Origin of the sequence: Virgibacillus salarius (assembly GCF_039521925.1) — a bacterium.
Classification (GTDB): domain Bacteria; phylum Bacillota; class Bacilli; order Bacillales; family Amphibacillaceae; genus Virgibacillus; species Virgibacillus salarius.
Map to the genome: position 1 here is coordinate 18750 of NZ_BAAACY010000054.1, position 22397 is coordinate 41146.

A 22397-nucleotide genomic window follows, 5' to 3' on the forward strand; every position below is an offset into this window, starting at 1 on the left:
TAACCATATATGAAATATTCCAGATCCATCAATGCTTCCATTAGTTTTTTCCTTTTTCTTCCTAAAAAACAACTTCGGTATCATACCGAAGCTGTATCTGTTCATATTTCATCAAATTTCTTTTATATCAAACGATATCACTTTATCTGTTTTTGGATTATAAACGACGGTCCCTCTAACGGTGATTTTATCCTGCGGTGCTTGTAACACATATTCATATACTTCCTCTGTTCGTGTTGCGGAAACCTCTGTTTTTCTTACCTTACTATACTCTGTTATTTGGTAATTAGGGTAAGCAGTTTGAGTTATTTCCAACAGATATTTCCCCCATTTTTCTTCATCTAATTCAGGAGAGGGTATAATGTCAATATGAATGACACCCATATTTACATTTGCTCCTAATGTTTCGAATGCTTTGCGATGAAGATTAATCCTATTTGGAGGATAGTTTGGAACCTGGTCAACGACCGTTACTAGAATTTCTCGTTGACCAGGTATGGATAGATTTCTTATTTTTAGCGTTTGTCCGCATTGGTAAGGAGAGTTTTCCCCTACCGCCGCCGTCATATACAGATTATCTGACCATGGAATACCACATTGTGTAATTTGTCCTCCATCCGTCCATGTAGCCTGCCCTCTAACTGGCTGCTGCCGATCTTGGTTATATGGGGGTGCGGTGTATATGTCGCTATAGCTATAATATGGAGCTTGTGTAAAAGGATAGGCTGGATGGGGACGTTTACTCTTATAGTGATCATTTGGATAATACATCTTTCTTCCTCCCCTCTAGACTCATGTACCGTTACTAACATATGAGTGATGAAGGTTGACCGGTGACATTCCCCTTTTGCCTAAATTAGTCTGATTATTCTTTACAACCCATTTCCTAAATCCATAACAGCTTTATAGTAGCGTCCTAGATACATAGTATCTTTACATGTATTATCTTGTTTCTCTTACTTTGACAAATCGATAAGCTACATAAATTAAATAGATAGGTGTTGCTACATAAAGTAAATATGGAAATCGGCCATGTGACTCGATATTCACTATAATTAATAATGCACCTAAAAAGACAGTCACAATAGTTCCGTAGCGAGGTAAAGGAATTTTTTTAAAGCTTGGAATTTTAATCGTACTAATCATTAAAAAACATAAAGCAGTAAAGACAACCGTTGTTACAATACTAGGAACTTCATTATTAAACAAGGTTAATAGTGCTAATATGCCGCCAGCAGCGGTGATTGGTACACCAGTGAAATGATTCATGGATTGTTGCTCAGATGTAATATTAAATCGTGCTAATCGGTATGCGCCGAATAAGGGAAATAATCCGGAAACTGCAAATCCTAGCATGCCATTATTAAAAAATACCGTATAGTATACTAAAAAGCATGGAGCTACACCAAAAGTTACTATATCGGCTAAAGAGTCTAATTCTTTACCTAATGAACTTTCAGCATGAAGCATTCTAGCGATCCGGCCATCCATGCTGTCTAGCATCATGCCGATAAGAACGAGAACAGCAGCATTTTTATATTGACCTGAAGCGGCATAACCAATGGATAGAAAGCCGCAATAAAGATTTCCTAGTGTAAAGATATTTGGTATCTGTTTCCTTATATTCATGATGTCCTCCTAATAAGTCTATCAATATAGTTGGGTGAATTTCGTCATGTAACTAGTCTTGTAGAATCTAAAAATCTGTATGTAACTAGTGAAAATATAGTTGATGGCCACTACAAGTCAATTACTTTCTGTGTGTGGCTTCGCGAGTTTCCACGTTGCTTCTACGGGGGCTTGTCTGAACGCGCTATCCCGTAGGAAACCGCCTATCGTTTGTATGTATGGAATGAGCGTCATTGCTCGTGCACGAATAATTGAAATTAATTCATTTAAAAACAGAATACAACGCGTTCCCCATTTACTTTGCTGTTAAAGAAAATTATACTATATTTTGTCGAAAGAGATTTACAAAGTTGCTTTATCCCGCATATAACTGGCAGTAAGATCCGCACTTCAAGCAATAAAGTGAAACAATAAGGGTAAGTGAGGATCAACTGCCAGTAAATGTCCGATTGGTTTAAGGGCCTTTAGGTCATACCCTTGTGGTACTACCAATCCGTGGGAGAAAAGAAGAACCCACGGATTGAAGTTTCACTTTATCCCGCATATAACTGGTAGTAAGCCCCCGGTCAAGCATGGGGAAGGGGGGAGACTGCCAGTAAATGTCCGATTAGTTCAACTGCCAATTCGTGGTGGATAAAGAAAACCCTACGGATAGAAGTTTTCACTTTATGGTATTGGAGGGACACACATTGTTAAAGGCACTACTTAAGCTACTTGTAGAACTAACCGGAAATCGATATATATCTAAGTTACTAATAGCTGTGACAACATCAAAATCTAGTCGAATGCTAATTCCTTTGTTTGTAAAAGTGTATCGGATTAATCTAGCAGAGATCAAGCTTCCACTTTCAGAATACCAGAGTCTTCATCATTTTTTTACTAGAGTACTGAAGCCGGGAAGTCGACCAATCGACAATCATGAAGGGGCTCTTGTCAGCCCAGTTGATGGTGTTATTCGTGCGTTTGGCTCAATAAGCGAGACAGAAACATATGAGGTGAAAGATAGGCAGATTTTATTAGAAGAAATGCTAGGAAGTAAAGAAAAAGCTAATCAATATAAGGACGGAAAGTATATCATTCTATATTTATCTCCGCAGCATTATCACAGAATTCATAGTCCAATCAAAGGGCATATTAAAGGGAACTGGACACTTGGAGGTAAATCCTATCCAGTAAATAGGATTGGTATAAAATATGGAAATCGCCCATTATCTACAAATTACCGCATCATTACAGAAATAGAAAGTAACAAGAAAAATATTGCAGTTGTTAAGGTTGGCGCTCTAAATGTAAATAGTATCCATCTTACCAATCAACATGAACAAGTAGAACCGGGAGAAGAGTTAGCTTATTTCTCATTTGGGTCCACCGTCATATTATTAATAGAAAACGACAACTTTCAGTTTGCAGAAGATGTATCAGCATGGCGTGAAATAAAATATGGAGAAAGTCTTGGGGTTATTGCTAACTAGCTTTCTCCCTTTTTTTCGCCCATCTTTTCCCATAAATATAAAGAATAATGATAAAAAGCATGATCCAGAATATTTTGGTGCTATGAAGAAAGACGTGCTTGATAACTTCCCAGTTATTACCTAAAATCATTCCTAAAAAAATAAATGTCGATACCCATATCATTGCACCAATATAAGCAAAAATAGAAAAATATAAATAGCGGTAGCTTGTTATACCTGCCATATAGGCGGTAATATGTCTAACCCCAGGGATGAAATAGCCGGTTAAAAGAAAAAATCCACCAAATTTTCTAAAGCTATGTTGCACCCATGTAATATTTTTTTCCGTTATATGTACTTTAGGACCAAATCGTTTAATAAACGGTAGCCCTAGTTTTTGCCCAAGAAAATAACTAATCGAGATACCTATGACAGACCCTAATATTGCTACAAGAAGTGATAAGGATAGTGACATACGTCCTGCAAATACGCTGTAACCAACGTAAGTGAGTAAAAACTCATCAGGTATTGGTAACCCAATAATACCTAAGATAAGAACAATAAAGATCCCTATATAACCGTAATGTGCAACAAAGCTCCCTAAGTCTGACATGTCCATCCTCCATCTCTATTGGCTGTTTCAATTCATTAGCTGTCTATCTGTCTATTTATCCCACATATAACTGGTAGTAAGCCCCGGTTATGCAATAAAGTGAAACCAAAATGGATAAGTATGGATCAACTGCCCGTAAATGTCCGATTGGTTCCAAGGCCTTTAGATCATACTTCTGTGGTACAAACAATCGGTGAGGGATAAACAAAACCCCCCACGCATTGAAGTTTCACTTTATTTGATAATAATCGCTTAATTTCCATTATAGATTATAACATGGACTCTATCATACTTACTATGTTGAAATAGGATTGAATAGTATGAAAGATGGTGACGGTGGCTAATAATAACGGCGGTTTTGGACTAAATAGAGAGCGTATTAATAGAATGTGCGTGCTGGGTATGTGTGAAATGAAGCCGTACCCATTATGAATGAGCGCGGCTTAATTTGCTATGAATAACAAGGTAAATGGCAATACCAACGAAGCTGATGGATGTTCCTAAAAGGAGGTGAAGCGTTTCAGAAATATGAAAGGAATGCAAAACGGTATCTGGTAAGATTAGTAATGCTAGAATAATCAACATGGCCCACGTTTTTGCCCAATATGAAATAGCTAGTAGTAAGGCGAGTGTAAGGATTGCAGTAATTATCATACCAAGCATTTCTAGATGGATAACGGGTGTTTCTATTACTTCGTTTAAAAAGATTAAACCTATGTACAAACTAATTGGCAATAGGCCAAGTACGTAAAAAATGACATATTCGACTATTTTGGAAAGATTATGTGCAGCAATATATTTAAATGCTTGAAATACACAAATGATAAAAACAGTAGCAATACTTAAGTAACCAATGATTTCTAATAGAGAATAGGACACGCTCCCCTGAAACAGGTTATTCATGATAATAAAACCAAAGGAGCCAAAAACAATAATAACAATATACGTAAACCATTCCTGATAGTCTGTTAGCATTTCATCAGAGATTTGATCCATATATGCCTTAGGCGATTGCCCAACAATGTTATCAATTGACTTGCCATCTCGCTCTGCCTCGATGAGGTGCACTTGTAATTCCTCTACGATATCCTCAATTTCATCTGCATTTTTTCCACTTGAGAATAAATAGATGCGTAAATCTTCTAAGAATCGTTTACTCTTTTTCGAAAGTACAATACGATTTGTATTCATTTCAACATCCCCTTTATGTAAATAGGCTTTATTTTGTCTCATCGCTCAGTACACGGTTTACGTTTGCTTGCAACGTTTGCCACCGCTCCATAAAATGTTGTAATTCGCTTTCACCTTTTTCTGTCAGTGAGTAATATTTTCTTCTTGGTCCAGCAGTTGATTTTTTTAAGGTTGAAGTTACTAGCTCTTCTTTTTGCATGCGCATAAGTAATGGATAGATCGTTCCTTCGCTAAATGAATGGAAGCCGTAGTCTTCAAGCTTTTCAGCTAGCTCATATCCATATACCTCTGTATCCTTAATAATTGCTAGCAGACAACCATCGAGAATACCTTTCATCATTTGAGTTGTAGACAATGGAGTAACACCTCTTTCTTTGCCTTGCATTACAAGGTAATGCAAGTATACGATTATTTACCTTGTAATGCAAGGTATTTGTTTTTGTAGTTAAAAAATAATGGAAAAGTGCATTACACAGTAGCCAGTGGAAGAGTAATTTTCATGTAAATGGTATACTAAGGGAAGAAAGGATGAGGTGGTTAACATGCAACGTTTAGTCTTTGAAAAGGCGTGGGACAAGACAATTGATTCACAGGATAGACAGGACCTCGTGAAAGCATTTGAAAAAGCAAATCAAGCAGATCATCCGGAACGGTTTATTCCATTTTGGCAAGCGCGTAATCACCGTGATGACCTTCTTATTACAGTAATCATTCAAAATCTAACGGACGATATTCTGACATTGGATGGTGTGCGTTTGACCTACGATGAAAAAGGTTATGCAATTGCTACCCATACCTTTTCAGATGCAAGGTTAACGCTTGAGCCTAGATGTAGTATGCCGTGGACATTTATTTTTCCTAAGTCTACGATACAACAAGAGCCTGAATTAGAGTCTGGTTATGTAAGAGAACGGAACTAAAGTAACTATTTCTTTAAACTAGAGGGGCCGGCTAGCCACTTCATATAGGAGGAAATGATGAAGAAGCGAACCTTAGTGATAAATCTTGATTTGGACGAAACACAGATAAACACAATAAAAGAAATAATACCAGAATGGAGGGTAGTGGCAGATAAACATCCTGAGAACGTATTGGAGCAATTATCAGAGGCGGAAGTGATTCTGCATTGGAAGAAAGCGATTGCCCCAACCATACTGGAGCAAAATACGAATTTGCAATGGGTACAAACATGGAGTGCAGGGGTGAACAGTCTTCCGCTTGCTACTTTAAAAGAAAGGAATATTGTAGTAACAAGTGCGAATGGTGTGCATGCTTATCCAATTTCAGAGACTATATTTGCTTTAATGCTTGGACTTACTCGTAAAATTCATACGTATGTTCGTCAGCAGCAAGCAAAGCTATGGCATCATGCTCACCTCAACCAAGAGATCCATGGCAAGACCATTGGAATCATCGGCGTTGGAGCAATCGGTTTAGAAACAGCTAAAATTGCGAAGGCATTTGGGATGCGTGTACTTGGTGTACGACATTCCGGAAAGCCGACAGATGATGTGGAACAGATGTATCGAGCTGATCAATTAGCTGAAGTACTTCCGCAATGTGATTTTGTCGTAATAACCTTACCGTTAACCGAGGAGACGAAGCAGATGTTTGCAGCTCAGCAATTCCAACAAATGAAGGAAACCGCCATATTAATTAATATTGGACGTGGTCCAATTATTAATGAGCAGGATCTTGTCCATGCTCTGCAACAAAAGCAAATTGCTGGAGCGGGGCTGGATGTATTTACAACGGAGCCATTACCATCAGAAAGCCCACTTTGGGATATGGAAAACGTCATTATAACACCACATACAGCTGGTTCTACTGAGCATTATGCTAAGCGCGTCATCGATGATATTTTTTTGCCCAACTTACAGCGCTATGCTAAGGGAGAATTACCAAATATGAATGTTGTTAACCTGGAAAAAGGGTATTAATGTCGCCATCGTTTAGCAGCCGATTAAGAAGCAAAGGAATGATTTAATTGAATATATTATGGGATTTTGATGGTACATTAATAGATACATACCCTCGTTATACGGAATGTTTTAAGGAGGTTTTACAGGACAAAGCGGATGAACACGAAATTTATCAACAATTAAAGATTTCGTTTGGTCATGCTATTACCTATTTTAGGATGACAAGAGAACAAGAAGAAGAGGTGAGACGTCTCATAGATCATATCTCGCCCGAAGAAGTAAATCCTTTTGAGGGGTTAGAACATGTCTTGCAATTTGCTGATACCAATGTCATTATGACGCATAAGGATCGTAAAAATTTGCTACGTGTATTAAACTACCATGGTTTAGCGTCATATTTCACGGATGTGGTGACGATCGATGATGGTTTTCCTCGTAAGCCGGATACTTCCTCATATGTTTATTTACATGAGAAATATCTGCTTGATTTAGCTGTAGGTGATCGCGAAATTGATCTGATCCCAGCAAAGAAACTAGGAATAAAAACATGCAGCTTCCAAAATCAATATATTTCAGCTGATTTCTACCTTACTAGTTATACTGATTTTTTTGAGGTTGTAAAATAGTCGTAGCACATACCCTCCTGAACGAATGGTGATATAACACCCGCCCGTTTAGATAAGTCTGTTGTACAAGGATTTATCCCACATATAACTGGCAAGAAGAACCACACTTCATGCAAGTGAAGCTAATATGGATAAGTGGGGAATCGACAGTAAATGTCCGATTTGTTTAAAGGCCTTTAGGTCATACCCTTGTGGTACAAACAATCCGTTGGGGTCAACAAAACCCTTACGGATTGAATCTTCACTTTATTAACCAATAGGATGGATGGTTATAACTTTTCCATGGTAGCTTCTTATGGATGGAAATACATTATATACTTCCACCCGCACTGTTTGTGGAGCTTGACTGTTTCCTTTTTTCAATTGCATTCACTCCCATGACTACAATGACGAGTTCTGCCATGCTTATATGATTCGTGTGTTTAACTAGTTCATAAGCAGGGGAAGAAAAGAAATGATTCATTCGCTTAAACATAGCAATTTCATTACCCTTCGTATCGACAACAGTGAATGCTTTTGAGAAGGTAGGAGAAGTTATCGTATAAGTCCCCCTGCCAGTAGTTTTGTAGCTATATTTTTTTGAGAATGAGAACCAGCTTGTTTTTAATACAATTCCGAAAGAAGTCTCCATCTTCAAGCGTGTGAAGGGCGTAGCCCAACGGTAAGGGTGGTAAGTGGTGGGAGTAGCTCACTACACCAAGCACTTCGCATTGTGATCATATACCGTCCATTGATTAGAAAAGGACGCAAGCTTTCCTGAGGCTTGTTTGACCTGCTTGTCATCATATACGGCAGCTCCAGAGGAGAAAGCAGTCTTTAAATCAAGATAGCCTATCTTCTCATTATGCTTATTCTTCATAGTAGTGTAGCCGAATGATAAAAAGTTATCGGAAATAAAAACATTATTGTTCTCCATATTGTTCTCCATAGCTGTCACCTTCCATATCTAATGCTGGTTTACGTCCGGTATACCAAATAAACGCTCCCTTTGCCTGATCATAGGATAGATCATCTAATGTCTCCACATGGATCGGTTTCCCTCGGTTTGTTGTTGTAATGGTGGCAAGTCCTAAACGTTTTTTTAGTAGTGATTGAGATAAGTCAAATTCGATAATTTTTTCACGAGTTGTTATGACAGTAGTTAACGAAAAGCCACCGGAACGAATCTGTAGAAATTCGTCATGAATCAAAAAGCGTGTAAAATAGAAATCTAATATACGAGAAGTATATGTTAATACAAAGAGAATCGGCGAAATAATCCACCACTCAGGCTTCCAAATCATTAGTATTGCTGTAACAATTAACCAAAGCCACGGAATGCGACATAATCGTACGATAAGTGACTTCTTCGGTAAACGTTCCATTTCTGTTTTCATTTCAAAATCAGGAAGCAGCTCTTCGATTAGTGTAATCGCTCGTTTAGTTGGCAAGAATGGATACAAGGAATTAACCTCATCCCCGGAAAAATCAACTCCACCTGCGCTAATGAGCTTAACTTCTGCTAGATGTAGTATTCGTTTAAATAAGGATTGTTCGATATGGACAGCTTGCACGTTTTGTTTTCGTATCGAAAAATGCTGTTCATTGAGTATGCCCTTTCTAATATAAATACGGTTTTCATCAGAAGCTATTTCATATTTTCCATACTGAAGGTAGGTTCGTACTAATCCAAAGACTACCGCAGCAAGAATAACCAACATAATAACGATTGTTAACAATAGCCAAGAATGGATGAGGAAGTCGAAGGTCCCCTCAGCGAAGTCTGTCAGATCGTAAACCTCATTGATATTCTGAAAGACGGAAATGAGTAAAGGAATAAGCAATAAATAACTAAAGGACAACACGGAGGCCTTCAAAATATCATTCTTGCTTGGATTAAAATGGATCGTTCTTTTTTCATGATTAACCAAGTCCTCAGAGGACTCTGTTCTCACACAATCTTTTTCTGCATCTTGTTGTTTAAATTGATCCAACGTATCTTCCATACGTTGTGCTTCTTTTATTGCTAGAGCGGTAAATGTAAATGAAGCATCATTACTTTCAGCCCCAGTTTCTAACGTTAAGGACGTTAATTGAAACATGCGTAAATAAAATGGCGTATGTGATTGGACATTTTGGATACGTTGGTATGGAATAGTGTGGTGTTTTTTGGTAAATACGCCTTCCTCTATTTCAACAGCATCCTTTTTTAGCGTATAGGTTGTTTTCCACCATTTTAGAATGATAGAAAATAATGCGTAAACCAAATAAACGATAAATAGAATTCTGCCTATTTTCACCCACATAGCATCATTAGATAAGTTAATAATAAATAAAATAAAGAATATGAAGAATGTATTCTTTAGAGATTTAATATAGGAAACGGGTATCATCAGTGGATGCATTCGCTTGCTTAAATCCATTAGTATTCCACTTCCTTTATCCGCGCTAGTGTTGCAATTTGATTTCTTAGCGATATTGCCTCTTGTTCGGATAGTGCAGGAATCTGGTGGGTGGACGCCATCGTCCCGATAGAAATCGTATACAAATTGTATTTTCGTAATAATGGACCTTGTTCCAATCCGACATACTGTACTTTGGTCATCGGAATCACTTGATTATGAATGTGCCATTTACCGTGCCGTAATTTTACATACGCTTCGTCTACCCCGTATCGCCAATATTTTTGTAGCAATACAGGCTCGAAAAAGATGGACCAGATCGCAGTGATAATATCTAAAGTAAGAACAATCCATAGGACATAAGTGACCCAATTATACCAGTCAAAATGATTATCAAGTATAAGTAGGATTATTGCCATCAGTATAAAGCTTATATGGATAATGCAATTAGAGATCCGCCAGACGCGAATGGCGTCTTTGGAAATGTGTTGATCAGGTTCTTTCATGTTTGCATACATATGTTTGTCACCTTCTATCATCGAAATAATAAAATTGCTTGTCTTTTATTACGAATATGATGTTCGATTTGTTTCAATAGATTTGCGAAAGACGGTAACCGCAAGATTGAGGACGATAAGCAAGTGAATTTTTTGTTAAACTAGGAATAAGGTAGAAACGTGAAGGGAGTGAGCTTTCCATGATCGATCTTTCCTTTGAAGAAATGTGGGAGCGGATCGTCGCTTGTGATCGAATATATGATGGACAATTTTACACAGCTGTCAAGACCACAAAGATTTATTGTCGCCCATCTTGTAGATCGCGTAAGCCCAAAAAATGTAATGTAGAATTTTATGATCGAATGGATCAAGTAGAAGCGGCGGGATATAGGCCATGTAAAAGATGTCAGCCAGAGGTAGAGCACTCCCCGCATGTGGCACTTGTGCAGAGCGTTATCTCGTATTTGCTACAGCATTATAGGCAACGAATTGTCTTGCAGGATATTGCTGATCACATTGGTATGAGCTCCTATTATTTAGAACGAGTGTTCAAAGAGGAAACATCGGAAACACCTCGCACGTATTTAGAAAAAATTCGGATGGATAAGGCGGCGTATTTATTAAAAAATACTGATTTGAAGAATTTGGAAATTTGTTATCGAGTAGGGTTTCATAGCCCATCTAATTTTTATAAAGTCTTTCGTAAACATCAGCATTGTTCACCTAGTGAATATCGAGATGGCCTAATTCAGCAAGGAGGGGAACAATAAGAATGAAATGGTGCGATTGCCAAACATATATAGAAATAACCCCTCCGGAACATTTTAATTTTCATGAATGTTTGCTATTCCTTAACAGGTCAGATCAAGAGATTGTACATGTTATTCATGAGGAAGGTGTATATAAGCTGTTAAAAATAAACGATTCTATAATACTATGTCGCATTGTTTATAATGATCAGGTATTAGCCGTCCATTTTCCAATAGAGGTTCCTTCTACCGAAGAAAAGCGAGAGGTAGTGCGCTTTATTTGTGAATGGTTTGATTTAGATAGGAACGTAGAATTGTTTTATCAAGCTGCAGAACAGGATCAGTTGCTCAGCCGACTTACATTAACGTATCGGGGCTTACGCATGATTGGTATTCCCGATCTCTTTGAAGCATTAATCTGGGCAATTATTGGTCAGCAAATTAATTTAACCTTTGCTTACAAATTAAAAAGGCGATTTACAGAGAAGTATGGGGAATATATGACATTTAAGGGAAAAACGTTCTGGCTGTTTCCACAGCCAGAAAAGATTGCTATACTAACTGTCAAAGAGCTAAGAGCCCTGCAATTTTCTACTAGAAAGGCAGAATATGTTATCGGAGTTGCTAGGTTAATACGTGATAGTTATGTAACCAAGGATGACTTACAGGGAAAGGATTACGATACGATAAAGCAGGCGCTAGTAGCTATTAGAGGTATTGGGAACTGGACAGCCGACTATGTGTTGATGAAATGTTTTCGGAGAGCCAATGCATTACCAATCGCCGATGTCGGCTTGCACAATGCTCTAAAAATTCAGCTAGGCTTAGATAAAAAGCCATCAATAAAGGAAATTGAAGTAATAGCAACGAATTGGGAAGGCTGGCAGGCTTATGCTACCTTCTATCTTTGGAGGTCTTTATATGATGAACCTGTATAAAGTTGATTTTCCATCACCGATTGGTGTAATAGAGATTGCTGGAACAAAAGACACTGTTTATTCTGTGTTATTTGCTGATCGTGAAATTGTTGAATATGCTCGAACTTCGAATACGCCACAGGCTATTGAAATTTGCTATAAGCAGCTAGAGGAGTACTTTGCTGGAAAACGATTGGAATTCACGTTTCCTTATGAAGTGAGCGGAACAGCGTTTCAAAGAGAGGTATGGCAGGCATTGACGACCATTCCATATGCAAAAACGGCTAGTTATCGTGATATTGCACGGACTATCGGTAGAGAAAAGGCTGTTCGCGCAGTTGGAAGTGCCAATGGTAAAAATAAAATTAGTATTGCCATCCCATGTCATCGAATTATTGGAGCAAATGGGAAGCTAACAGGCTATGCTGGTGGTTTATGGCGGAAGGAATGGCTATTGGAGCATGAGCAACGAATCAGCTCTAGTGAAAAAATGGATTTGCTATCATGAGCAAAATAAAATTTTTTGGGTGTTATCAGAGTATATCCAACGTTTATTCGATGAACATATGGATAAAGGAAGGGTAAGGCGTTTATGTAACCCGCATATAAACTAGCAGTAAGACCTCATTTCAAGCAATAGGGTAAATTGCCAGTAAATGTCCGATGGATTTAAAGGCCTTAGATCATATCCTTGTGGTACTAGCAATCAGTGGGGGATTAACCAAAGCCTCCTACTAGCTAATTGCATTCATCATAAAATCAAATAAACCCGTTGTTCCACGAAGTTGGTCATATACTTCTTGGCAATGCCATCTGGCTAGTCCCACACTTTCCGTCTTTTGCATGATCACATAAAACGATAACGGAGTTCATTCAATATATTGTAAATTATTACGTCTCTACATCATAAATGTTCATGATAAAATGATATATGTAAAACCTTTGATACTATTGAAAGGGGCTGATATATATGCAAACCAGTTTGCTTGAAAAATCACCTCATGGTAGAGAGCGTATATCCCATGAGCTGTATGCCCTACTAGAAGAAATTGGTTCAAAGAAAAAAATGTATAAGGACTCCCATCTTTTTCATGAAGGAATGGAAGCTCATGAAATTTACCTGATTAAGTCTGGTCTGATTCAAATTAATAAGCTTACTGCAGACGGCAAGGAATTATCTCTTCGTATATGTAATCATGACGATATTGTAGGTGAGCTTACATTATTTAGTGAGAATGCCAGATACTTTCTCAGCGCGAAGGTTGTGGAGTCTGGTGAGGTCGTAATCATTAATAAGGATAAATTGGAAAAAGAACTCCTCTCTAATGCTGCCTTAACACTTGAATTTATGAAGTGGTCGGGAAACCATATGCGGAAATTCCAATCTAAAATTAGAGATCTGCTCTTGAATGGCAAAAAAGGTGCATTATACTCTACGCTTATTCGTTTATCAAACAGCTATGGTGTAACTTGTTCTAATGGTATTCTTATTGACATGGCTTTTACTAATCAAGAGATGGCTTTGTTTTGCGCAGCAAGTAGGGAAAGCGTCAATCGGATGCTTAGTAGACTTAGGAAAATGGACATCATATCCATTAATAGTAGCGGAAAAATTCTCATAAAGGATATTCAGTTCCTAAGAGATGAAATTGGCTGTGAGGATTGTCCGATTGAAATATGCAACATTAACTAAATAGATGAGTGTTTTTAAGCGTACGTATAGGAACGTTTATGGTAAGTGAGGACAACACCGAGTCGCTTCTGGGAAATTATATAGCACAGTATTACGCTAGTACAGGCTGATGAAGAATGGCATGCCTATTGCCTGTATTGGCGATCACACTGTGCTATTCTTTAATCAAAGTTATTAAGAAGCCACCTCATGAACGCCTCGATATGATTAAATATTGGATACGGATCGGAGCGTTGCTGTAATGGTAGTGATGTTATGACTGCCTGAATGTTTGTCATTTGATCCAAGAGGTGAAGGTCTTGTTCACTCCTAATGAAGACAATTTTGCTATAGTTCGCTTGCTTGTATCCTTCTATGATCAACAGCTCTATCCCCATCATTTGATAGATTTTCACTATTTGATCTACATATACAGGATTTTGATAAGATAATTGAAGCATACCATCTCCTTCCACTCCTGAGATAATTGCGCCTGCCTTTACGTGTTTTTCACTATCTTTGTTCTCCATTCCCAATGGATAACCACCATGGCCGTGATGTTTTAAGGAGGCTACTCGGAATCCTTGTTTGGAGAACGTTTTAATCATTCTGGATACAAGGGTTGTTTTTCCGCTGTTTTTATATCCGACAACTTGAATAATTTTCATATGAATCCTCCTCAACCACTGCTTACAGATGGGATGAAAGCAACCGTATCCCAGATTTTACTACGCCTTCGTTTCTAGCATATCCTTCGTTAATCGCTACATTGTTTGATCTAATCCGAGAGGATGCATGTTCTTTAGTTTTTCTTTAAAATCTGTAATTGTTATTTGTCTAACCGTAAACTTGATATTCCAAATAAAGGGTACGTTCCCTCTGCCCATTCTCGGACAGTACCAATAAATGTTGTTATTGCATCAGCTTTCCTTTTAACTAAGGCATCGACCTGAATTGGTTATTCTACAATATTAAAATAATACTTACATATCATCTAATAAAATTACCGAAATTTCACTACCCTGTTTGTATCCCCTTGTACCAGCAGGAAATTCGATAAATACATTGGCAGCCCCAAGCGAGGAGACAACGTTGGATTTATCCAACCCAATTGGGGTCGCGACTAACTTTCCTTGATGAAAAGTTAGACGGCCCCTGACAAATCTGTCAAACGGATTTGGTTTGGAGAAATCAGCACCCAATATTGCCGTTTCCTTTTTTAAAAGTGGATGAAAAGCATGGAGGAATTTTCGAATTGCCGGCCTTGTAAAAAGTTCAAAACCTACAAAACAGGCAGATGGATTCCCTGATAAACCAAATAACAGCTTGCCTGTTTTTTTTGCAACAGTTGTGACACTGCCAGGACGCATTCCCACTTTATTAAATAGAATTTCTGCTCCCAGTTCTTTATAGATATCCTGCATATAATCGTAATCTCCGACTGAAACACCACCGGTAGTTATTAAAATATCGACCTGATCCAATGCCTGTTTCACTTGCTCAAAGCAGGCTGTGAAATGATCACTGAACTGACCAAAATAATAGGGTTCCCCTCCTGCTCGTATTACTTGTGATTGAACCATATAAGCATTACTATTTCTAATTTTACCTGGCTGTATTTCTTCATCTAACTCTAATAGTTCACTACCAGTTGCAATAATTCCGACAGTCGGTTTTTTGCTTGTGGGAACATGCTTATAACCGAAGGTGGCTAATAAGGCAACTATTCCTGGACTGATATAGGTGCCTTTTTTAGCTAGAACCTCTCCAGATTTTACATCCTCACCGGTAAAGGAAATATTCTCTCCTTGTTGTAGCCTTCGTTTAATTTGGATGTATCGTTTTCCACAAGCTTCATACTCTTTTACAGATTCAAACATAATAACGGCATCGCAACCATTGGGGACTTGCGCACCTGTCATGATTCGTACGGCTTGCATTTTGCCAACCTTCCCAGTAAATACGCTCCCTGCACCAATTTCTGCAATAACTTCATAGTTTTGAGGATTGGTACTAGCAGCAGCTTCTGTATCCTTAGAACGAACTGCAAACCCATCATAGGGCGAGCGATCAAAAGGAGGGATGGGATGATCAGCTACCAAATCGTCTCCAAGGAAATGTCCGTAGCTTTGATGGATAGGGATGTAATGGATACTTCCCTGGGGAGCATATTTGATTACACGTTTTAATGCTTCGTTCACTTTAATTGATTTTCGACGTTCAACCATTATTGTAACCTCCTAAACTACTAGTTTCTTATAGAAATTTTGTGCTTGTGTCATAGAATTCGTTCCATGAATGAGGCTCCTGCCACCTTTAAAAAAGACAATGCGTTAGAGTTCATATTTCATGAAAAGCAAAAGGAATTTACCCCCTTACTAAATTGATAGCCTAATTGAATTGTTTTTGTACTAAGTTAAGAAAGTATAAAATCAGTGCAATGACTGCGTTAAGCCAAGTAGTTATTTTGAAATGTTTGATGTATATTGGCAATGCTCCAACGAATTACTTCGCTTTCCGCGGGCACAGCCTCAACTAACTTTGCAAAGAAGAACACGTTGCAAAGTGGATTTTCGGCTCGCGCTAATCCCGCAGGAGTCTACGTAATTCGTCTCCGCTATGAGAAGGTGCAACAATTCTAGTCATAAGTAATAGGTTGACTTTTTTTACAAAAATCGTTATCCGTGAGTATAAAAGCAGCTGTGTTACTTCATGCTAGCGTTGTAGAGCCTGATAATAGCGAAGGCCGGCCACTTCAACTTCTGTGGGAAATGTTTGACCTGAAGATCCACTTTTTTGAGCGGGTTTTGCTAAAAAAGTTAGCTGAAGGCCAAACCCCACGGAAAGGGAAGTGGGCAGCCGGAGTGATTCCATAATAGCTACTAGAGGAAGCGTAAATCTGAGCATGTAGTGATAAGGACTGAGCGAATTTTGCTCCGTTTTTCTTATTTTTTCTTTTGTTATATTCATGAACTGGTTACCCCCGACGGATTGAAGTTTCACTTTATCCCGCATATAACTGGCAGTAAGTCTCCACTTTAGGTACTAAGAGTGAAACCAATAATAAAGTGCTTTTTGTATCTGTAATTTAAGTTAATCATAGCGCATTATGCGAAGCTGTGAAAAACATCACTCGATACTTATGGTATGTCACTGCTTTCTCTGTGAATTACTACAGGATAAATCTGTGATGTTTTTCACAGCTAATCATCAAGTAAATCGATATCGTAAAGATGTCTAGATCAACTTGGAGAAAGGGGAAATTATTCCTATGAAAAAGCCTGGTATACAGTTATCGATGCAAACATCTAGCCTAATTGTTGGATTTATGATCTGGGTTTTAATCTCATCTTTAATGCCTAGTATTCGGGAAGATATTGTTTTAACATCAGGTCAGGCTTCACTAGTAACTGCAATTCCTGTGATTCTTGGGTCTATATTACGTATTCCTATTGGATTTTATGCCAATCGATTTGGCGCCCGATGGGTATTCATAGTTAGCTTTATCATCCTATTATTCCCTGTCTATTATTTGAGTATTGCAAGCTCCTTTACAGATTTATTAATAGGTGGATTACTTCTCGGGGTTAGTGGTGCTACATTTTCTATTGGGGTCACATCGCTACCTAAGTATTATCCAAAAGAAAAACATGGTTTTATTAATGGTATTTATGCGGTTGGGAATGCAGGTACGGCCATTACAACTTTTGCAGCGCCTGTTATCGCTCAGTCTCTGGGCTGGCAAAGCACTATTCGATTATATATCCTTTTAATAATCCTTTTTATTGGATTGAATTTTTTGTTTGGTGATAGACAGGAAACAAAGGTCAAAAATTCGATGTCTGAGCAAATAAAGGGTGTGTATCGTAATGCTACACTTTGGTTTTTAAGTCTGTTTTATTTTGTAACATTCGGTGCCTTTGTCGCTTTTACGGTATTTCTTCCAAACTTTTTAGTGAATAATTATCATTTAGATACAGTAGATGCGGGTTTGAGGACGGCTGGCTTCATTGTGTTAGCCACGCTCTTTCGCCCTTTAGGCGGCTGGCTGGCAGACAAATTCAATGCGTATATTATGTTAATGATTACCTTTATCGGTATCGCATTTTCGGGGATTTTATTGTCCTTTTCCCCAGGAATTGGCTGGTACACCATAGGGTCTATTGCTGTTGCTATGAGCGTGGGTATTGGGAATGGAACCGTCTTTAAACTTGTTCCTTTATACTTCTCTAAACAAGCAGGTATTGTAAATGGCATCGTCTCTGCAATGGGGGGATTAGGTGGCTTTTTTCCGCCAATCATACTAACAGCTGTTTATACAATAACAGACCATTATTCTATCGGTTTTATGGCTTTATCTCAATTTGCATTCATATGTTTAGTGATCGTCCTGTTTTTATATTACCAAGATCAGATGAATATTGAACGGAAAATTATTGAAAGTACTGCAGAAGCAATTATTATAACCAATAAGGATGGTGTTATCCAAAACGTGAATCCTGCTTTTACTCGTGTTACCGGTTTTACAAAAGAAAATGTAATTGGCAAAAAACCAAGTATACTACATTCTGGAAAACAGGATGCTGCCTTTTATAAGAAAATGTGGGTCCATATCCATCAAAAGGGATTCTGGGAAGGAGAAATTTGGAACAAACGAAAAAATGGAGAAATATACAAGGAGTGGCTCAATATAAGTGCCGTTAAGAATAATGTTGGTGATGTTAAATATTATGTAGGCATGTTTAATGATCTGACAGAATTCAATCAGTCGAAATATAGAGATCATCATAGTTAATAAGTGATAATTTTGCTTTTTTGTAAAAGTGATTTCTATCACTGACTCTAGAAAGGAAATAGCTTACATTGGAGATAAGTCAGGTATTGGAGGTAATCATAATGAATACATTTACGAAAGATCACACACCAGCTCATATTGTAAAGATGTTCCCGAAGGCCAGTGACTTGTTTAAGGAGCATCAGATTGACTTTTGCTGTAACGGAGATCGCCCTCTTAAGGAAGCATTTGCTCAAAACAATCTTGATGGAGATGCGATTTTAAAGGAATTAAATACCAATTATCAAGGATGGCAGGCAAATGATTCTACTGTCGATTGGGGTACGTTCTCTATATCAGAACTAGTAGATCACATCGTTCATACACATCATGCCTATTTGTTAGAGGAACTCCCTGTATTAGGGGAATTTGTTACAAAGGTTTTTCGTCGACATGGAGCAGATCAACCACATTTAATAGAATTGCATCGATTATACAATCATTTCAAAGTAGAAATGGAGGAGCATACTTTAAAAGAAGAGAATGAACTTTTTCCTTTATTGAAGGAATACGAATTAAACCCGAATGAAAAGCTGTTACAGCAAATTTATGAGACAATTCATAAATTAGAAAAAGAGCATGACGTTGTTGGAGAAGACTTGAAGGAAATGCGGGCCATTACCGATGGATATCAACCTCCTGTCAATGCATGCGGTACGTATCAAATTACCTATGCTAGATTAGCTGAATTGGAAGATGATACATTCCAGCATGTTCATTTGGAGAATAATATCTTGTTTAAGCGAATATAAACGACACAAAAACCGAGAATGACATATCTTTTGTCGTTCTCGGTTTTTGGTAGTCTAGGAAATTAAAAAATTTGCCGATGTGGATAAATAGGCGCATGTTGAGCTGCGTCCGGTTCAGATTTCTCGGAAGCAAAGACGCTTTCCTGGGTCTTCCTCGTCCTTTTCCTGTAAGGTGTGATTCGGATACATCGCACATAGAAAAAGATAAGCGCTCTTTTTACTATTTTATCGTTCCGCTTTTGCTATCTATTTTAGTTATGTATCCGATCCATGTGTTTCGTATTAGCTCCGTGGGTAAACAAATTCATTTAGGAAATAAGGCACAATGCTTCTATGAGATGCTTTTCTTTCCTCTACAAAATGCTTTATCTCTGTAAAAAATGCCTCATCTAGCAATGGATATTGCACTGTTCGAACTTGGTCTAAGATTGAGTTATGTTCAATTACTGCGTCAACACTTGCGATTAATTGATCAACAAGTTTTTTGCTTGGTGTGATTCCCATAACATCTTTATATATTTGTGCATCTTCTTCTATATCTAATACATGATATGGCAGCTTCATATCGATATGGATGCCATCAACAAGGTTTTCCGCGTATAATGCACGAACCTTTTGGTAATAAATTCCGCTAGTTGTTACAATTATTCTTCCACCAAAAAGTGCTCTCACTTGTTGCAATAGGTCACGCACTTCATCTAATGGGTTAATCAGAAATTCGCCTCCACTGAACATTATAGCATCGAATAAAAAGCCACTTTTCTTCAAATAGTCATATAAATCATTTGTGGTCTTATATTCTTTTGGTGTGTTAGCGATGATTTCCTCATAATTATGACAGCCCAAACAATGAAGGGGACAGCCTGACAATGAATGAATCAATAATGTGGTATGATTAGGCAAGTCAGTAAATGTGCGAATAAAGTTATTGTATAATTTCATTGTGATGTTATCACCGCTAATTAACGGTGGACAGCCTCCTTCAACGCAGCTTCTTTTAATCGTTTTCTCATCGCCCAATCGTATCTTCTCGCTTTTGACCAGAAGTTATATCTCCCTTCATAATATCCCTTATCATCTACATGGACGTTGTTTCTGGAGATCATTTTCAAATAACCAATAACTCTGCTGAAAGTTGCAATGTCTTTTGATTCACAGACGGGACAACGATGAATGTTCTTAGCATCTTCAGCAATGATTTTCTGACCGCAACTCATACAAGACGTAATCGTTGGTGTCAATGTAATATAATTAATCGGTTTTTCAAAAATTTTATCCAAGTATTTGGCTAAGGCTTCTGGTTTTACTTTTACTTCAAGAAAATGATGTAATACACTGCCGGATGTAGCATAGCCTTGGAATTCAGCACTGTTTTCTAATTGTTCTGCGAAATCATCTTCAGAAAATGGAGTCATACAGCCGCTAGTCAAGTAAGGATTATCTCCTTCACCTTGTACATAGATTTCATGATTATTTGCTTTTGCCCATTTAAGGTCATGGCGTGCAAGTTTAATGGCAGCATTTTCGGCAGGGGCATACTCAATTCCACATGCCACGTTATCTCTCACAATAAATTCATTTACAATCTCTGTCATGTATTGCATAATTTCGTGAGCAATCATTTTACCATTTTTATCTTTAATTCCATCCTTATAGCCTAAATTAATGAGACCTTCATTCATACCAGTAAGGGCGAATACATTAAAATAGTTTTTCAAGTTTTTATTAAAGGCGAAAAAAGTCGGATATAATTCTTTGTTTTGTTCAATCCACTTTCTCTTTTCCATGTGGGCTTCCTGCATAACTTCCATATACTCACGTATCTTCACTTTGACGAGATTCATATCATGTCCGAATTCCAAAAGCACCCTGTTCATGTTTAAATTGAGCACCTGTACAGCACCTGTGGAGCCTGTTGATGATCCGAAAACACCACCACCGGCTTTCGATAGTGTCTCTAAGTTGATTTGCAGCCTACAACAGAGACTCCTACTCACTTCTGGATCCTTTGCTTGAATGAGTGGATTTAATGCTTTGTAATATGGATCCTTAAATGGCTTTGTTTTAAAGTTCTCAAAATATACACCACCCCAATGATACATTTTATCCAGTAGTTCGATAAATAATGGGTTTTGGTAATCAAAATGATCATCAATTTGGACTGTCAATAATGGGAAAGTAAAAGGAATTCCATCACTACCTGTTCCATTTTTCATTACATTAATAATTGCTTGGTTGATACGATCAAAGTAAGTTGCTGGTATATCCTTATACTGGATATTTCGTCCTTCACCACCGATAATGATATATTGTTCTTTTATTTCTTCAGAAGGTTTCCCAAACTCTAATGTAATATTAGAAAAGCTACTTTGTGCCCCAGATCTAAGTGGCATATTTAGTTCCCAGATAAGACTTTGAAATAGCCCTACGAGTTCTTCATCTTTATACGTAATACTACGGCGCTCCTCATCAAACAAATAAGAAGCTGCAATGGTTGATAGTTGTGCTAACATAACTGCACCTGAGACTTGCTGTGATACTAGTGTAACAACATTACTAAAATGTCGTAATAAAGTTGACATCCGCTTAGTTGGTTTGGATGAGATCATATTTTTAGCCAGCGATGGTATACCTTTTGTAGCAATATCCTTACAGCTAATGGATACACAATATGGTGCAAGCTGTTTATCGTGTACATAGACAATTCCCTCATCATATAACTCTTTTATTTTTAATGGGAGAATATGATTAAAAAGAAATTCTTCCTCCGCATGATTGGTTAAATTATGCCTTAAAAGTGGTAAGGAATAAACATAATTACTGTTTTCGTGCCTAAGATAATCTGTTTGCTTGTTTTCTTGTTGCAATGTAAATTTGTCGATAATATCAATCGTATTTTGGAACATGCATAAACCTCTCCTTTAGACTTATGTATCTTGTTAATCTTCTATCATCCTAACACAATATATAGCGTTTGTTTGTGATTGAAGTCACTATATATTGATGTGATTATAGAAGCAACAGGTAAAAATGATCAAAGTCTTAAGCCCCCTACTGATTGAAGTTTCACTTTATTATGAGTGATTTTTAAATAATGTGATGAAAGTCATTGCTAAGTAGTATGAAAGATTATAGATTATTATCTATAGAATAGAGGTGGAAG

Annotated in this window: 23 protein-coding genes and 1 pseudogene; 11 read left to right on the top strand and 13 right to left on the bottom strand. The window is 37.6% G+C overall.

What is annotated here, in order from left to right:
* Window positions 1-111: 111 nt before the first annotated feature.
* Window positions 112-771: a DUF3889 domain-containing protein gene (locus ABDZ84_RS07810; RefSeq protein WP_205389285.1), complete on the bottom strand. Its 660-nt coding sequence runs from the start codon at window positions 769-771 to the stop codon at window positions 112-114.
* Between the two features lie 171 nt (window positions 772-942).
* Entirely contained in the window at window positions 943-1629 is a 687-nt protein-coding gene (pssA, locus tag ABDZ84_RS07815; RefSeq protein ID WP_026682349.1) for a CDP-diacylglycerol--serine O-phosphatidyltransferase, read from the bottom strand.
* A 689-nt stretch (window positions 1630-2318) separates the two neighbouring features.
* Here pssA and ABDZ84_RS07820 point away from each other — a divergent pair.
* Window positions 2319-3101: a phosphatidylserine decarboxylase gene (locus ABDZ84_RS07820; protein WP_205389713.1), complete on the top strand. Its 783-nt coding sequence runs from the start codon at window positions 2319-2321 to the stop codon at window positions 3099-3101.
* Here ABDZ84_RS07820 and ABDZ84_RS07825 read toward each other — a convergent pair.
* The 3 genes from ABDZ84_RS07825 to ABDZ84_RS07835 all read right to left on the bottom strand — a co-directional run bounded on the left by ABDZ84_RS07825 (window position 3094) and on the right by ABDZ84_RS07835 (window position 5269).
* Window positions 3094-3693 (bottom strand): DedA family protein, encoded by a 600-nt coding sequence (locus ABDZ84_RS07825; RefSeq protein ID WP_308036003.1) that lies wholly within the window; start codon window positions 3691-3693, stop codon window positions 3094-3096. The genes ABDZ84_RS07820 and ABDZ84_RS07825 overlap by 8 nt on opposite strands.
* Before the next feature lie 426 nt (window positions 3694-4119).
* Window positions 4120-4884: an HAAS domain-containing protein gene (locus ABDZ84_RS07830; protein WP_051388405.1), complete on the bottom strand. Its 765-nt coding sequence runs from the start codon at window positions 4882-4884 to the stop codon at window positions 4120-4122.
* Between the two features lie 28 nt (window positions 4885-4912).
* Window positions 4913-5269, bottom strand: a complete 357-nt coding sequence (locus ABDZ84_RS07835; RefSeq protein ID WP_051388409.1) for a PadR family transcriptional regulator — start codon at window positions 5267-5269, stop codon at window positions 4913-4915.
* Between the two features lie 157 nt (window positions 5270-5426).
* On the opposite strand from ABDZ84_RS07835, the gene ABDZ84_RS07840 reads away from it, so the two are divergent.
* The 3 genes from ABDZ84_RS07840 to ABDZ84_RS07850 are packed head-to-tail and all read left to right on the top strand — an operon-like array spanning window position 5427 to window position 7432.
* The gene (locus ABDZ84_RS07840; RefSeq protein ID WP_051388404.1) at window positions 5427-5804 is read left to right on the top strand and encodes an SLAP domain-containing protein; all 378 of its coding nucleotides are present in this window, start codon (window positions 5427-5429) and stop codon (window positions 5802-5804) included.
* A gap of 57 nt (window positions 5805-5861) precedes the next feature.
* Window positions 5862-6824: a D-2-hydroxyacid dehydrogenase gene (locus ABDZ84_RS07845; RefSeq protein ID WP_321132461.1), complete on the top strand. Its 963-nt coding sequence runs from the start codon at window positions 5862-5864 to the stop codon at window positions 6822-6824.
* Window positions 6825-6871: 47 nt separating this feature from the next.
* On the top strand, window positions 6872-7432 hold the full coding sequence (locus ABDZ84_RS07850; protein ID WP_026682345.1) for an HAD-IA family hydrolase: 561 nt from the start codon (window positions 6872-6874) through the stop codon (window positions 7430-7432).
* 691 nt (window positions 7433-8123) lie between these two features.
* Here ABDZ84_RS07850 and ABDZ84_RS07855 read toward each other — a convergent pair.
* Genes ABDZ84_RS07855 through ABDZ84_RS07865 form a run of 3 tightly spaced genes read right to left on the bottom strand, consistent with a single transcriptional unit; the run spans window position 8124 to window position 10331 of the window.
* A complete protein-coding gene (locus ABDZ84_RS07855) occupies window positions 8124-8348 on the bottom strand; it encodes a hypothetical protein (RefSeq protein WP_166529982.1) in 225 nt (74 codons plus the stop codon).
* On the bottom strand, window positions 8335-9834 hold the full coding sequence (locus ABDZ84_RS07860; RefSeq protein ID WP_343780858.1) for a PH domain-containing protein: 1500 nt from the start codon (window positions 9832-9834) through the stop codon (window positions 8335-8337). The genes ABDZ84_RS07855 and ABDZ84_RS07860 overlap by 14 nt, the downstream gene beginning before the upstream one ends.
* Complete coding sequence (locus tag ABDZ84_RS07865) at window positions 9834-10331, bottom strand: PH domain-containing protein (protein ID WP_026682342.1); 498 nt, start codon at window positions 10329-10331, stop codon at window positions 9834-9836. The genes ABDZ84_RS07860 and ABDZ84_RS07865 overlap by 1 nt, the downstream gene beginning before the upstream one ends.
* 179 nt (window positions 10332-10510) lie before the next feature.
* Between ABDZ84_RS07865 and ABDZ84_RS07870 the strand changes: the two genes are divergently transcribed.
* The 4 genes from ABDZ84_RS07870 (at window position 10511) to ABDZ84_RS07885 (ending at window position 13669) form a co-directional block, all read left to right on the top strand.
* A complete protein-coding gene (locus ABDZ84_RS07870; RefSeq protein WP_034679446.1) occupies window positions 10511-11080 on the top strand; it encodes a bifunctional transcriptional activator/DNA repair enzyme AdaA in 570 nt (189 codons plus the stop codon).
* A gap of 2 nt (window positions 11081-11082) precedes the next feature.
* Window positions 11083-11997, top strand: a complete 915-nt coding sequence (locus tag ABDZ84_RS07875; RefSeq protein ID WP_026682340.1) for a DNA-3-methyladenine glycosylase family protein — start codon at window positions 11083-11085, stop codon at window positions 11995-11997.
* Window positions 11981-12484, top strand: coding sequence for a methylated-DNA--[protein]-cysteine S-methyltransferase (locus ABDZ84_RS07880; RefSeq protein WP_343780868.1), 504 nt, complete (start codon window positions 11981-11983; stop codon window positions 12482-12484). Before ABDZ84_RS07875 ends, ABDZ84_RS07880 begins: the two co-directional genes overlap by 17 nt.
* A 462-nt stretch (window positions 12485-12946) precedes the next feature.
* Window positions 12947-13669, top strand: a complete 723-nt coding sequence (locus tag ABDZ84_RS07885) for a Crp/Fnr family transcriptional regulator (RefSeq protein ID WP_051388403.1) — start codon at window positions 12947-12949, stop codon at window positions 13667-13669.
* A 161-nt stretch (window positions 13670-13830) separates the two neighbouring features.
* Here ABDZ84_RS07885 and mobB read toward each other — a convergent pair whose 3' ends face one another.
* The 3 genes and pseudogenes from mobB to ABDZ84_RS07900 all read right to left on the bottom strand — a co-directional run bounded on the left by mobB (window position 13831) and on the right by ABDZ84_RS07900 (window position 15876).
* The gene (gene mobB / locus ABDZ84_RS07890) at window positions 13831-14316 is read right to left on the bottom strand and encodes a molybdopterin-guanine dinucleotide biosynthesis protein B (RefSeq protein WP_034679445.1); all 486 of its coding nucleotides are present in this window, start codon (window positions 14314-14316) and stop codon (window positions 13831-13833) included.
* A gap of 175 nt (window positions 14317-14491) precedes the next feature.
* Window positions 14492-14603: pseudogene (locus tag ABDZ84_RS07895) on the bottom strand (molybdenum cofactor biosynthesis protein MoaE); the annotation flags it as partial.
* 28 nt (window positions 14604-14631) lie between these two features.
* Window positions 14632-15876, bottom strand: a complete 1245-nt coding sequence (locus ABDZ84_RS07900) for a molybdopterin molybdotransferase MoeA (RefSeq protein ID WP_034679444.1) — start codon at window positions 15874-15876, stop codon at window positions 14632-14634.
* A gap of 456 nt (window positions 15877-16332) precedes the next feature.
* Between ABDZ84_RS07900 and ABDZ84_RS07905 the strand changes: the two genes are divergently transcribed.
* The 3 genes from ABDZ84_RS07905 (at window position 16333) to ric (ending at window position 19234) form a co-directional block, all read left to right on the top strand.
* Window positions 16333-16524 (top strand): hypothetical protein, encoded by a 192-nt coding sequence (locus ABDZ84_RS07905; RefSeq protein WP_121604546.1) that lies wholly within the window; start codon window positions 16333-16335, stop codon window positions 16522-16524.
* A 395-nt stretch (window positions 16525-16919) separates the two neighbouring features.
* Window positions 16920-18443 carry a nitrate/nitrite transporter gene (locus tag ABDZ84_RS07910; RefSeq protein WP_026682337.1) on the top strand — a complete coding sequence of 508 codons (1524 nt, stop codon included), beginning with the start codon at window positions 16920-16922 and terminating at the stop codon, window positions 18441-18443.
* A 101-nt stretch (window positions 18444-18544) separates the two neighbouring features.
* Window positions 18545-19234, top strand: a complete 690-nt coding sequence (gene ric / locus ABDZ84_RS07915; protein WP_343780875.1) for an iron-sulfur cluster repair di-iron protein — start codon at window positions 18545-18547, stop codon at window positions 19232-19234.
* Between the two features lie 282 nt (window positions 19235-19516).
* Here the strand turns inward: ric and ABDZ84_RS07920 are convergent, their stop codons facing one another.
* Together ABDZ84_RS07920 and nrdD are read right to left on the bottom strand one after the other, a co-directional pair.
* A complete protein-coding gene (locus tag ABDZ84_RS07920; protein ID WP_026682335.1) occupies window positions 19517-20176 on the bottom strand; it encodes a 4Fe-4S cluster-binding domain-containing protein in 660 nt (219 codons plus the stop codon).
* 20 nt (window positions 20177-20196) lie between these two features.
* Window positions 20197-22140 carry an anaerobic ribonucleoside-triphosphate reductase gene (gene nrdD, locus ABDZ84_RS07925; RefSeq protein ID WP_343780886.1) on the bottom strand — a complete coding sequence of 648 codons (1944 nt, stop codon included), beginning with the start codon at window positions 22138-22140 and terminating at the stop codon, window positions 20197-20199.
* Window positions 22141-22397: the final 257 nt, after the last annotated feature.